Here is a 12,267-nt window from a genome sequence, read left to right as displayed (position 1 = left end):
TGGCCTCTTCGCGAGCAGGCTCGCTCCCACAGTGGATCTTCTGTGAACACAGCATGTGTTAACAGCAACGATCAAATGTGGGAGCGAGACTGCTCGCGAAAGGGCCGGCACAGCCCACGCAATCCGAGCTAGACACTCAACCGCAACCGCGCCAAATCCCTTGACGGCGGTGCCCCGAACAACCGGCTGTACTCACGGCTGAACTGCGAAGGGCTTTCATAACCGACGCGATACCCCGCCGCCGAAGCCTCCAGCCCTTCGGCCAACATCAAGCGCCGCGCTTCTTGCAGGCGCAGTTGCTTTTGATACTGCAACGGGCTCATCGCGGTCATCGCCTTGAAGCGGTGATGCAGCGTCGACACGCTCAAATTCACTTCTTTGGCCAGGTCATCGATGCGCAAGGGCTGTTCATAGTTGCCATTGAGCCACTTGATCGCCTGGCTGATGCGGTGGCTCTGACTGTTGGCAATGGCAATTTCGTACAGCCGATAGCCCTGCTTGCTGCGCAACAGCCGATAGAGAATTTCCCGACGAATCAGCGGCGCGAGCATGGCGATGTCTTTCGGTGTGTCGAGCAACCGTGCCAGACGCAGCACTGCATCGAGCATCGCGGTGTCGAGTCGCTCGACATATAACCCACGTCCGGTCGGGCGGCTGGGCACGCCAAGGGGGCCGGCGTCGGCAATCAGCGCAGTGATTTCCGCGGGGTCGATGTCCAGCCGTACGGCCAGGATCGGCTCCTCGGCCGAGACATTGACCACTCGACCGCTGAGCGGCATCGAGACCGAGACCACCAGGTAATTGAGCGGGTCGTAATTGAAGTACTCGTCAGCCAGCCGTACTTCCTTGCGGCCCTGGGCCATGATGCACAGCGCCGGTTGCGCAAGCACCGGGGCGAACTCGTGGTTCTGGCTGTGGCGCGACATGAATAGCGAATCGACAGCGGTGGCATAACTGCCATCCTCGGCGGTGTTGCGACGAATGATCGCCGCCAGCTCCGCGCGCTGCTTCTCCATATCGGTGTCCAGCGGCGCTTGAAAGTGATCGAGTGACGACATGCAAGGCATCCTCGGCAGGGGCAGGAGTGATGGGGCAAAGCATATGTTTGTGCAAGCTTGAGCGGTAGACACATCCTGTCGAATGCTTGCCTGATTCTGCACGGGGGTGTTCTGTCGCCCCGGTAAATCAGAACGTAGCGCGCCAAACTTGCTTGAAACTCGTCTGGCAGTACGGTGCCCGGGATTTACACATTGTTACAGGCAGCCCACGCACTCTCGCAGGATTGTGCAACGCGGCGGCAGAAATCGACTAACGACATACGCGCCATGGCCCTTAACCTTTGATCCTGTCGCAGCCCGTCCCACGGCTGCCACTCGACTCCCTGGGAGGGTTGAACCATGTCCAAGCAAATCCCCGTCAGTCATATGGCTTTCGTACGAGCGCGCGTCGGGCGTTCACAAGAACTGGGTTTGCGCCTGAGCGCGTTGATCGAACCGTCTCGCGCAGCGCCAGGCTGCCTGAACTTTGCCTTGCAACACTCGCAATGCGATCCAGAGCTGTGGCTGGTGTCCGGTTTCTGGAGCAATCAACAGGCGATGACCGCGTACTTCAGTAGCCCGGCCATGGAGATTTTTGCCGAGCTGGTGCAGGAACTGGTGGTCAACAGTCTGGATTTTCACACCTTCAAGGATGTGTCGGAGGCGCAGGCCCTGCGTCAGTCCGGAGCAGTGGTACACAAACTGGTCGGTTGAGGGTTTAATGGCTGCATTCTCAACCAGCCAGGATGCGCGACATGGCACGCAAAGCCTTTGAAACCTTTGAAGCAGTATCGGCCGTTATTCCCCGCGAAGGCGGCTATTACGCGGCAATCGCCACCAAAGCCATTGGCGGCGCCGGTGCACCACGTTTCAACAAACTGCTGGAAGAGCAGACCTTCAAGACCGCCAAGGAAGCGGACGAAGCCGCCGCCCTGCAACTGACCCATCTCAAGGGTGTTGGCGAAGACGGCGAGCTGATCTGGTAGTTACTTCACCGCTCCCGGGCGGTACATTTTGAACAATGCCTCTGGTCCCAGCTGAAAGTAATCCGCTGGCCCGCCGCCGCGCAGGATCGGTTCTGCCGCGGCGGTGTCGTACACCCCATCCTTCAACAGCCATTTGGCGATATGCACGGCGACCACTTCGCCGAGGATCAGCCAGCTCGGCACCACATTTCCGTCCGCGCGCTGCAACTGAATGATCTGCGTGACCTTGCATTCGAAGGACACCGGGCTTTCGGCAACCCGCGGCACCTGAATGATCTTCGACGCCACGGGCGTCAGGCCGGACAACTCGAATTCATCGACGTGCGGCTCGACCATGGCGCAGCTCTGGTTCATCTGTTCGGCCAATGGCCGGGTGGCCAGGTTCCAGGCGAACTCGCCGGTCTGTTCGATGTTGTTCAGGCTGTCTTTGCGCCCGACGCTGGAAAACCCAATGATCGGCGGAATGTAGTTGAAGGCGTTAAAAAAACTGTACGGCGCCAGATTCAAGCGCCCGTGGGCATCCTGCGAAGATATCCATCCGATGGGGCGCGGGCCAACGATCGCATTGAACGGATCGTGGGGCAGGCCGTGGCCGTTGGCGGGTTCGTAATAGTGGATGTCGTCGGGCATGGGCCAATTTTCCTGAAGGCTGCTTGTGAATACCGACAATAGTGCAAGGCCGCGTCGCTGATTGCCAGTCAGAGTAAGCGCCCATGTCGGCGCGAGCAGGCTTGCTTCCACAGGGTTATCTGGTGTGCACGGAGATTTGTGGTGCTCCAGCAATGACTAAGCCCGGCCGAAGCCGGGCTGTGGTGCCGCTTGAATGGATCAGCTGATGGAAGCGCCGCCAGTACGGTCGTAGCCATCTTCAGCGACAGTGGCGCCGCCGGTGCGGTCGTAGCCATCTTCAGCGACAGTGGCGCCGCCGGTGCGGTCGTAGCCGTCTTCAGCGACAGTGGCGGAACCGGTGCGGTCGTAGCCATCAGCGGCGACGGTGGCGGAACCGGTACGGTCATAACCGTCCGCTGCAACAGCGGAGCCGGTGCGATCGAAACCGTCGGCGGCGAAGGTGTTGGCGGCCAGTACGGACAGGGCGATGGCGAGGAACAGTTTGGTTTTCATTTTCATTTCTCCAGATTTTTTGGCGTTTTGTGTCTTGGGCATGGGTTTCATGCTACGCCAATTAAACTGATTAAAAAGCGCAAAATAATGCTAGTAACAATCGATTAAGTTGATATTAAGGCCGTCAAACGTGATCACGTTCAAGGTCTGAGCGCGCGCATCGCAGTTAATCGATCGGACATGCACAGGATGGAGGGCGAGCATTAACTCGTGATTAATCTGCCTTCGTCGGGAGTGAAGGATTTTTCACACAACGTTCGAGCCAAAAAAAGGGGCAGACCCCTACGGTCTGCCCCTTGGTTGTTGCGCGTCCGGGCTTAGTCCGTGACGATCCGCGAATGCTTGCGGGTGTCTTTCATGGTGATGTACACCAGCAACGACACGGCGATGCATGCGGTGACGTACCAGTAATAACCGGTTTCCATGCCGATGCTCTTGAACCACAGTGCGATGTATTCAGCGGTGCCGCCGAAGATCGAAACGGTCAGGGCGTACGGCAGGCCAACGCCCAGGGCGCGGATTTCGGTCGGGAACAGTTCGGCTTTCACCACTGCGTTGATCGAGGTGTAGCCGCTGACGATGATCAGCGCCGCCATGATCAGGAAGAACGCGCCCCACCAGCTGGTGATGGTGTGCAGGGTGGTGAGGATCGGCACGGTGAACAGCGTGCCCAGAATGCCGAAGGCGATCAGGATTGGCCGGCGACCGATTTTATCCGACAGCCCACCGATGATCGGCTGCAGGCACATGAACAGGAACAGCGTGGCGGCGGAAATGGTGGTGGAGTCGGAGATGCTCATGCCGACGGTGTTCACCAGGTATTTCTGCATGTAGGTGGTGTAGGTGTAGAACGCCAGGGTGCCACCCATGGTCAGGCCGACCACGGTCATCAGTTCCTTCGGATGGCGCATCAAGGTGCGCATCGCGCTTTCCTTGGCCTTTTCTTTCTTGGTGAACGACTCGGTTTCTTCCATGCCGCGACGCAGGTACAGCGCAACGACTGCACACAGCGCGCCGATGGCGAACGGAATACGCCAGCCCCAGGCGTACAGCTCTTCGGTGGTCAGCAGGTTCTGGAGGACGATCAGCACGCCCAGCGCTATGAGCTGGCCGGAAATCAGGGTCACGTACTGGAAGCTGGAGAAGAAGCCACGGCGTTCCTTGGTGGCCATCTCGCTGAGGTAAGTGGCAGAGGTGCCGTACTCGCCACCGACCGACAGGCCTTGCAGCAAACGCGCGAACACCAGCAGGATCGGCGCGCCGATACCGATGACTTCGTAGCCGGGGCTCAGGGCGATCAGCAGCGAGCCGAAGCACATCAGGTAAACCGAGGCCATCAAGGCTTTTTTACGCCCGACTTTGTCGGCGTACAGGCCCATCAGCCAGCCGCCGATCGGACGCATCAGGAAGCCCACGGCGAAAATCGCGGCGGTGTTCAGCAGTTGTGCGGTGGTGTCGCCTTTGGGGAAAAAGGTCTTGGCGAAGTACAGCGAGAAAGCGGCATAGACGTACCAGTCATACCACTCGACCATGTTGCCAACGGAACCGCTGAAGATCGATTTGATGCGGCTGGAAGTAGTACGTACTTTTGTCGGCGAGGCAACCGACCCACGGGGCAGGGCGTTGGAGTTATCCATTGAAGGATCCTTCGTTTAATTGTTTTTGTGGAGCGCGATTAAACGCAGCCTGCGGGGGCTATAGCAGGAGCTGTGCCAACGGGGAGAGTGGCGGTTTAGAGGGGGTAGGGCGGATTGGTGAGCGGAAATCCGCTTATTTTCTGTTGGGGGTGAGCGGAAAATTGCTGATTGGGCTCCTGACGCTACAGGAACATCTCTCTGCTCAACCCATGGCGCTGCATCTTTTCATTGAACGTGCGTCGCGGCAGTTGCAGTTCTTCAAGTACCGCTTTCACGTCACCTTTATGCCGGGTCAGCGCCGCACGCAAGCATTGCGCTTCAAACGCCTCCTGCTGCGCCGCCAGTGACTGGCCGGGTTCGATGCCCAGCGGTTCCGGTTCTCCTAATCCCAGCACCTGACGCTCGGCGACGTTCGCCAGTTCACGCACATTGCCCGGCCAGTCGTGGCTCAGCAGGTGACTCAATTGCGCGCCGCTCAGCGGCTGAAATTTACGTCCCAGGCGTTCGGCGGCGTTCTGGGCAAAGAATTCGAACAGCAACGGAATGTCTTCACGGCGTTCGCGCAACGGGGGCAGGCGCAACTCGGCGACGTTCAAACGATAGGCCAGGTCCTCGCGAAAACGCCCGGCCCGCGCTTCGTCGAGCAGGTCCGGTTTGGTCGCTGCGATGATGCGCAAATCCACGCGAATGCTTTGATTGGAACCCAGGCGCTCAAGCTTCTGCTCCTGCAACACGCGCAGTAGTTTCACCTGCTGCGCCAGCGGCATGCTTTCGATTTCGTCGAGAAACAGCGTGCCGCCGTCGGCGTATTCGAGCTTGCCGATACGCTTGCCCTGGGCGCCGGTGAACGCGCCGCTTTCATGGCCGAAGAGTTCGGCCTCGAACAGTTGCTCGGGGATGGCGGCGCAGTTAAGCGCGACAAAAGGTTTGTCGGCGCGTGGCCCGAAGTCGTGCAGGCAGCGGGCAACCAGTTCCTTGCCGCTGCCGGTTTCGCCACGGATCAGCACATTGACCGGCAATGCCGCCAGGTCCAGTACCTGTCGCCGCAGGGTTTGCAAACCACGGGACACCCCCAGCAGCGTGGTATCGAGTCTGGCGCGGTTGTCCGCTTGCTCGTGCAGGGCGCGGTTTTCCAGGACCAGCCGGCGCTTGTCCAGTGCCCGGCGCAGGCTGCCGAGCAAGGTTTCCGGGCTGAAGGGTTTTTCGAGAAAGTCGTAGGCGCCATCGCGCATGGCATCGACGGCCATCGGCACATCACCGTGGCCGGTCAGCAGGATCACCGGCAAGTCGGCGTCGCGGCGTTGCACTTCGGCCAGCAGTTCCAGCCCGCTCATTCCGGGCATGCGCACGTCGCTGAGAATCACTCCGGCGAAATGCCTCGGCAACTGCGCCAGGCATTCATCGGCGCGGCTGAACAGCTGCACCTCAAAACCTGAGAGGCTCAGCCATTGCTCGACGGCGCTGCGAATACTGCTTTCGTCGTCGACCACCATCACAGAATTCAGCATGAGCCATGGGCCTCCAGGTCGATCGGCAGGGTCATCGTGAACACCGCGCCATTGCCGTGATTATCCGCGCTCAAGCGCCCGCCCGATTCGTGGACGATGGCGAATGAAACTGCCAGGCCGATGCCCAGCCCGTCGCCCACCGGCTTGGTGGTGAAAAACGGGTCGAACACCTTGGACAGGTTTTCTTCGGCGATGCCGCTGCCGTTGTCTATGACGCTCAGTCTCCACAATTGTTCATCAGCCTGCAGACGGATTTCCAGGCGTTTGCAGGGTTTATCCTGCATCGCATCCAGGGCGTTGCGCAGCAGGTTGATCAACACTTGCTCGAGGCGAATGGCATCCCCACGCACCCATGCCGGGCGCGTCATGTGCAACACAGTACTGACTTGCTCGTCGCGCAGACGGGTGTCGAGCAGTTGCAAAGACTGGTCAACCACCGCCGCCAGGTCCAGGCGTTCGCGCAGGCCCCCAGGGCTTTTGCGGGCGAAGGTTTTCAGGTGCCCGGTGAGGGCGGCCATGCGCGTCAGCATGTCGTCCACCGGTTTGAGCGCCTGATACGCTTCATCGACGCGACCATGATCAAGCAGCAGACGCAGGGTGGCCAGTTGCATGCGCTGTGCCGTCAACGGCTGATTGATTTCATGGGCCAATGCGGCCGACATCTGACCGAGGGCGGCGAGCTTGGCGGATTGCACCAGGCCTTCCTGAGCAGTGCGCAAGTCGCGGGTGCGCTCTTCCACCAGTTGCTCAAGTTCTTCGCGACTGCGTTGGCGAATCTTTGCCAGGCGCCAGCGCTGGTTGAGAAACAGCAACAGGAACACCAGCGTCAACCACAGCCCGGCAGCGGCGAGTGCGGCGTTGCGGCTGTCTTCGAAGGCGACCTGCGGACGGCGCAGCAGGTGCAATGTCCAGCCTTCGGCGGCGAGCGGCAGCGATTCCCACAGGTAATCGGCACGGCCGTCCGGGCCATTGACCCGGGTCAGGGCGCTGTTGTCGTCGAAATGGCGCAGCGGTTGGTGTTCCAGCGGCGTCAGCGGCTGCTTGTCGTACTGCCGGGTCGCCTTGAGTTCGGCGTGATCGCTGGCGCTCAGCGGCTGCAAATGACGATAGCGCCAGCCCGGTTGGTTGGCGATGAAGATAATCCCGCGGGCGTCGCTGACCAGCAGCGTGTCGCTGCCCTGACGCCATTCGCGTTCCAGCTCGGGAAACTCCAGTTTCACCACCATGGCGCCGAGAAACTGGCCGTCGTCGTTGGTCACGGCACTGGAGAGGAAGTAGCCCGGTATGCCACTGGTCACGCCCACGGCATAAAAACGCCCGGTGCCTTGGGTGCGGGTCTGGCTGAAGTAGGGGCGGAAACCGTAATTGTGGCCAACGTAACTGCTGGGCAAACGCCAGTTGCTGGCTGCCACGGCGAGGCCGGTGCGGTCGAGCAGTTCCAGGGTCGATGAATCGGCGGCGCCGTTGATCTTTTCCAGTTTGCGGTTCAGCAGATCCTGTTGCTCGGGGCCTACCGGGCCTTTGAGCGCGTCGCGCAATTGCGGGTCCAGCGCCAGCACCGAGGGCAGGGCGCGGTAGCGCTCGATCAGGGTGTGCAGGGAGGTGGCGTACAGCGCCAGTTGCTGATTGGCCCGGGCCGCGTCTTCGACCATGGATTGGCGCACGGTGTGGCGCATGGCCAAGGTGGCAACGAGCGTGGCGCCAGCAATGATGACAACGGTATAGACCGTCAGGCGCAAGGGGCGGGATAACTCGAACATGCTGGGCATTACACAAGGAAACGGTGGGGGCGCACATTAACATGGGTCGCCCCTTGCAGGCGCGAGCCGGCTCACTTTGCAAGAGGGGCGTGCGTAGGCAATAAAAAAGGCGACAGAGGGTAATCCCCGTCGCCTTTTTCGGTCAGTCGAAGCGCTTACTGCACTTCCACCGCCAGGCTTTCACTGATCTTTTGCTGCCAGATGGCAGGACCGGTGATGTGTACCGACTCGCCCTTGCTGTCGACCGCAACGGTCACAGGCATGTCTTTCACGTCGAACTCGTAGATCGCTTCCATCCCCAGTTCGGCGAAAGCCACCACGCGGGATTTCTTGATCGCTTGCGCCACCAGATAAGCCGCGCCGCCAACTGCCATCAGGTAAACGGCTTTGTGGTCCTTGATCGCGTCGATGGCGGTCGGGCCGCGCTCGGATTTGCCGATCATGCCCAACAGGCCGGTTTGCTCGAGGATCTGACGGGTGAATTTGTCCATCCGCGTCGCGGTGGTCGGGCCCGCCGGGCCAACCACTTCTTCGCGCACCGGATCAACCGGGCCGACGTAATAGATGAAGCGGCCCTTGAGGTCCACCGGCAGGGTTTCGCCCTTGTTCAGCATCTCGACCATGCGTTTGTGCGCAGCGTCGCGACCGGTGAGCATCTTGCCGTTGAGCAGGACGGTTTCGCCGGGCTTCCAGCTCTGCACTTCTTCCGGGGTCAGGGTGTCGAGGTTGACGCGGCGGGCCGATGGGCCTGCTTCCCAGACGATTTCCGGGTAGGCATCCAGCGGTGGCGCTTCCAGCGAGGCCGGGCCGGAACCGTCGAGCACGAAGTGCGCGTGACGGGTGGCGGCGCAGTTCGGGATCATGCACACCGGCAGCGAAGCGGCGTGGGTCGGGTAATCCATGATCTTCACGTCGAGCACGGTGGTCAGGCCACCGAGGCCCTGGGCGCCGATACCCAACTGGTTGACCTTCTCGAACAGCTCCAGACGCATTTCTTCGATGCGGTTCTGTGGGCCACGGGCTTTCAGTTCGTGGATGTCGATGGATTCCATCAACACTTCCTTGGCCATCACGGCGGCTTTCTCGGCGGTGCCGCCGATGCCGATGCCGAGCATGCCCGGTGGGCACCAGCCGGCGCCCATGGTCGGAACGGTCTTGAGCACCCAGTCGACGATCGAGTCGGACGGGTTGAGCATGGCCATTTTCGACTTGTTCTCGGAACCGCCGCCTTTGGCCGCCACATCCACTTCCACGGTGTTACCCGGAACGATGGAGTAGTGGATCACGGCCGGGGTGTTGTCTTTGGTGTTTTTACGAGCACCCGCCGGGTCGGCGAGGATCGAAGCACGCAGGACGTTTTCCGGCAGGTTGTAGGCGCGACGAACGCCTTCGTTGATCATGTCGTCCAGGCCCATGGTGGCGCCATCCCAGCGCACGTCCATGCCCACGCGGACAAACACGGTCACGATGCCGGTGTCCTGGCAGATCGGGCGGTGGCCGGTAGCGCACATGCGCGAGTTGATCAGGATCTGAGCCATCGAATCGCGGGCCGCTGGCGATTCTTCGCGCAGGTAGGCCTCGTGCATCGCCTGGATGAAATCCACGGGGTGGTAATAAGAAATGAACTGCAGGGCGTCGGCAACGCTCTGAATCAGGTCGTCTTGCTTGATCACGGTCATGAGTCGCGCTCCTCTAAAAGACGGGAACATTCAATAAGGTGCCTGCAGCTTGGGTGCATCGGTCGGTTGCAAGCACCTTTCAAGGCACGCCGGGGCTGCTGGCGCGACGCTAAAAAGGCGCGGCAGTATACCGCGCCTCGTTCAAGGGCACACGCGTCGGCGGTCAATCGTTGGTCGCATATCGAACGCTTCCTTGCAGGCGTTGCCGAAGGTTGCACCTGCAGTGAGAGGCCAGTCATGTATTTGACGCCAGTTATCCGGTCCGAAAATTGAATGGTCATTTATCGGCCACGCCACTAAAGTGGCACACGGCCTGTAGAGTAGGACGCTCTGTCAGTCTCCTTCATTCGGTGAGTCAACGATTGACCCATAACGCCATCCAGCGACTGTTGCTCAAACGTTTTGCCCTCGCAGCCGGCACCTATGCCTTGGCTTTGCTGTTGTTGTGGCTGGCGTTTTTTACCGGTCACTATCAGCAATCGCTGACCAGCGTCGCCATCGGCAGCGCATTGGTGGTGATCAGCCAGGCCACGTTGTTCGCGGTGTTTTATAGCGGCTGCAACCTGCGTTTCGCCGATCCCAGCCTCACTGAGGTTCAAGTGCTGTTGGGGCTGGGCTGGCAAACCTGGTTGATCGCCCATCTGGACGACGCCCGTGGCGCGTTCCTGGTTTTTTATGTGCTGATCCTGCTGTTCGGACTGTTTCACTTGTCCCGTCGCTCATTTCTGCGCTGTGCCATGCTGGTGTTCTTCAGTTTCAGCGCCATCACGCTGTGGGAGGGCTACCACTTCCGGCTGGCCAACCCGGCGTTGTCGGCGTTGCAGGTGTGCGTGCTGTTGATCGTGCTCGTCTGGCTGGTGCTGTATGCCGGTTATGTCCAGGCTTCGCGACACCGTATGCGCCAGCGACGCTTCGCCTTGCAGGCGCATCAGGACACGCTGCGCGGGATGATGCGCCAGCTCGAAGACCTCGTTGCCACCGATGAACTGACCGGCCTGTTCAACCGCCGGCATTTCCTGCGCCTGGCCTCCCGTGAACTCAACACCTTGGACGCCGGCGTCATGCATGGCCTGGCACTGATCGACCTGGATCACTTCAAACGGATCAACGATCTGCATGGCCATGCCGCGGGCGATCAGGTGCTGCAAGCCTTTGCCGGCGTGGCCACCGCCTGCTTGCGCGACGGCGACGTTCTGGCCCGCTATGGCGGCGAAGAGTTCGTGGTGCTGTTGCCCGATTGCGATGCCGACAGTTTGACCGCTTGCTGTGAACGGCTGCGCGTTGCGTTTACCGATGTCCAATTGCTTGGCCTGAATGTTGGTGGTCTCAGCCTGTCGGCTGGCATGACGTTGCTGGAGCTCGGCGACGACCTCGACGACGCCTTGCAGCGAGCCGATCAGGCGCTTTATCGGGCCAAACGCGACGGTCGTAACCGTTGCGCGGCGGCGTGGGAAAACGTCGATGCCTGACTTACGCGTCGGTGACCGCCAATGGCCGGTTGTTACAGGCAGCAATCTGCTGGATGCACTGAATCAGAACGGCGTGGCAGTGCCCTATAGCTGTCGCGCCGGCAGTTGTCATGCGTGCCTGGTGCAGTGCGTGCAAGGACTGCCGAGCGACAGCCGCCCCGATGCCTTGAGCGCGGAGCAACGCCAGCAAGGCTGGCGTCTGGCGTGCCAGTGTCAGGTGGTCGAAGACTTGCAGGTGCACACTTTCGACCCGCAGCAGGATGGCCGGCCCGCCGAGGTCGCGGCGGTCGACTGGTTGAGCCCCAGTGTGTTGCGCTTGCGCTTGACCCCCCAACGGCCGTTGCGCTATGGCGCCGGCCAGCACCTGGTGTTGTGGGCGGGGAACGTGGCGCGGCCTTATTCCCTGGCCAGCCTGCCCGAGGATGACCGTTTTCTCGAGTTCCACCTAGATTGTCGCCAGCCGGGTGAGTTCAGTGATGCGGCCCGCCAGTTGAAGATCGGCGATCCGCTGCGTCTCGGCGAGTTGCGTGGCGGGGCGTTGCATTACGATCCCGACTGGCACGCTCGACCGTTGTGGCTGATGGCCGCCGGCACCGGACTGGCGCCGTTGTTCGGTGTGTTGCGTGAGGCTTTGCGTCAGGATCACCAAGGCCAGATCCGCGTCATTCACCTGGCCCATGATGACGACGAGCATTATCTGGCCAAACCCTTGCAAGCCATGGCGGCCAGCCGTGCGAACCTGAGCATCGAGCTCTGGACCCCCGCCGAGCTGCCCGCGGCTTTGGCGCAACTGCGGCTGATTTCCCGGCAAACCCTGGCCTTACTCTGCGGAGCCCCTGACAGCGTCGACGCCTTTGCCCGGCGTCTTTACCTGGCTGGACTGCCCCGCAATCAACTGCTGGCCGATGTGTTCCTGCCCCGTGGTTGAGCGCTCAAGCTGCTGTTGTGGCGAGCGAACCTGCTCGCGCTTGAGTGCACAGCGCTCACCGACAAGAGAAGCGCCCTGACCCGCGCCATGTACAGCCGCCTGGCCGGATCAGGCCAGGCCTCTACTGGATCAGAAAACAAA

Annotated in this window: 11 protein-coding genes; 4 read left to right on the top strand and 7 right to left on the bottom strand. The window is 60.9% G+C overall.

Annotated elements, in window-relative coordinates; all coding sequences use genetic code 11:
- Positions 1 to 128 precede the first annotated feature (128 nt).
- On the bottom strand, positions 129 to 1,058 hold the full coding sequence (locus BVK86_RS05605) for an AraC family transcriptional regulator (protein WP_075945485.1): 930 nt from the start codon (positions 1,056 to 1,058) through the stop codon (positions 129 to 131).
- A 339-nt stretch (positions 1,059 to 1,397) separates the two neighbouring features.
- Here BVK86_RS05605 and BVK86_RS05600 point away from each other — a divergent pair, with 339 nt between their 5' ends.
- Positions 1,398 to 1,751 (top strand): putative quinol monooxygenase, encoded by a 354-nt coding sequence (locus BVK86_RS05600; RefSeq protein ID WP_075945484.1) that lies wholly within the window; start codon positions 1,398 to 1,400, stop codon positions 1,749 to 1,751.
- Positions 1,752 to 1,792: 41 nt separating this feature from the next.
- Positions 1,793 to 2,023, top strand: a complete 231-nt coding sequence (locus BVK86_RS05595; protein ID WP_075945483.1) for a hypothetical protein — start codon at positions 1,793 to 1,795, stop codon at positions 2,021 to 2,023.
- On the opposite strand, the gene BVK86_RS05590 is transcribed toward BVK86_RS05595, so the two are convergent.
- The 6 genes from BVK86_RS05590 to BVK86_RS05565 all read right to left on the bottom strand — a co-directional run bounded on the left by BVK86_RS05590 (position 2,024) and on the right by BVK86_RS05565 (position 9,729).
- Positions 2,024 to 2,653: a flavin reductase family protein gene (locus tag BVK86_RS05590; RefSeq protein WP_075945482.1), complete on the bottom strand. Its 630-nt coding sequence runs from the start codon at positions 2,651 to 2,653 to the stop codon at positions 2,024 to 2,026.
- Positions 2,654 to 2,851: 198 nt separating this feature from the next.
- Positions 2,852 to 3,145, bottom strand: a complete 294-nt coding sequence (locus BVK86_RS05585; protein ID WP_075945481.1) for a hypothetical protein — start codon at positions 3,143 to 3,145, stop codon at positions 2,852 to 2,854.
- Between the two features lie 317 nt (positions 3,146 to 3,462).
- Entirely contained in the window at positions 3,463 to 4,782 is a 1,320-nt protein-coding gene (locus tag BVK86_RS05580) for an MFS transporter (RefSeq protein ID WP_075945480.1), read from the bottom strand.
- Positions 4,783 to 4,964: 182 nt separating this feature from the next.
- A complete protein-coding gene (locus tag BVK86_RS05575) occupies positions 4,965 to 6,290 on the bottom strand; it encodes a sigma-54-dependent transcriptional regulator (protein WP_075945479.1) in 1,326 nt (441 codons plus the stop codon).
- Positions 6,284 to 8,050 (bottom strand): sensor histidine kinase, encoded by a 1,767-nt coding sequence (locus BVK86_RS05570; protein ID WP_075945726.1) that lies wholly within the window; start codon positions 8,048 to 8,050, stop codon positions 6,284 to 6,286. Before BVK86_RS05570 ends, BVK86_RS05575 begins: the two co-directional genes overlap by 7 nt.
- A 155-nt stretch (positions 8,051 to 8,205) precedes the next feature.
- A complete protein-coding gene (locus BVK86_RS05565) occupies positions 8,206 to 9,729 on the bottom strand; it encodes a fumarate hydratase (RefSeq protein ID WP_008061943.1) in 1,524 nt (507 codons plus the stop codon).
- Positions 9,730 to 10,091: 362 nt separating this feature from the next.
- Between BVK86_RS05565 and BVK86_RS05560 the strand changes: the two genes are divergently transcribed.
- On the top strand, positions 10,092 to 11,198 hold the full coding sequence (locus tag BVK86_RS05560; protein ID WP_075945478.1) for a GGDEF domain-containing protein: 1,107 nt from the start codon (positions 10,092 to 10,094) through the stop codon (positions 11,196 to 11,198).
- A complete protein-coding gene (locus BVK86_RS05555; protein WP_075945477.1) occupies positions 11,191 to 12,126 on the top strand; it encodes an iron-sulfur-binding ferredoxin reductase in 936 nt (311 codons plus the stop codon). Before BVK86_RS05560 ends, BVK86_RS05555 begins: the two co-directional genes overlap by 8 nt.
- Positions 12,127 to 12,267 lie beyond the last annotated feature (141 nt).

It is taken from the genome of Pseudomonas reinekei, from assembly GCF_001945365.1.
Classification (GTDB): domain Bacteria; phylum Pseudomonadota; class Gammaproteobacteria; order Pseudomonadales; family Pseudomonadaceae; genus Aquipseudomonas; species Aquipseudomonas reinekei.
The sequence above is the reverse complement of the archived record's forward strand: the minus strand, read 5'-3'. Positions and strand labels throughout refer to the sequence as shown.

Coding starts and splice junctions, on each gene's coding strand:
- BVK86_RS05605 (WP_075945485.1), bottom strand. CDS start 1,058: ATGTCGTCACTCGATCACTTTCAAGCGCCGCTGGACACCGATATGGAG.
- BVK86_RS05600 (WP_075945484.1), top strand. CDS start 1,398: ATGTCCAAGCAAATCCCCGTCAGTCATATGGCTTTCGTACGAGCGCGC.
- BVK86_RS05595 (WP_075945483.1), top strand. CDS start 1,793: ATGGCACGCAAAGCCTTTGAAACCTTTGAAGCAGTATCGGCCGTTATT.
- BVK86_RS05590 (WP_075945482.1), bottom strand. CDS start 2,653: ATGCCCGACGACATCCACTATTACGAACCCGCCAACGGCCACGGCCTG.
- BVK86_RS05585 (WP_075945481.1), bottom strand. CDS start 3,145: ATGAAAACCAAACTGTTCCTCGCCATCGCCCTGTCCGTACTGGCCGCC.
- BVK86_RS05580 (WP_075945480.1), bottom strand. CDS start 4,782: ATGGATAACTCCAACGCCCTGCCCCGTGGGTCGGTTGCCTCGCCGACA.
- BVK86_RS05575 (WP_075945479.1), bottom strand. CDS start 6,290: ATGCTGAATTCTGTGATGGTGGTCGACGACGAAAGCAGTATTCGCAGC.
- BVK86_RS05570 (WP_075945726.1), bottom strand. CDS start 8,050: ATGTTCGAGTTATCCCGCCCCTTGCGCCTGACGGTCTATACCGTTGTC.
- BVK86_RS05565 (WP_008061943.1), bottom strand. CDS start 9,729: ATGACCGTGATCAAGCAAGACGACCTGATTCAGAGCGTTGCCGACGCC.
- BVK86_RS05555 (WP_075945477.1), top strand. CDS start 11,191: ATGCCTGACTTACGCGTCGGTGACCGCCAATGGCCGGTTGTTACAGGC.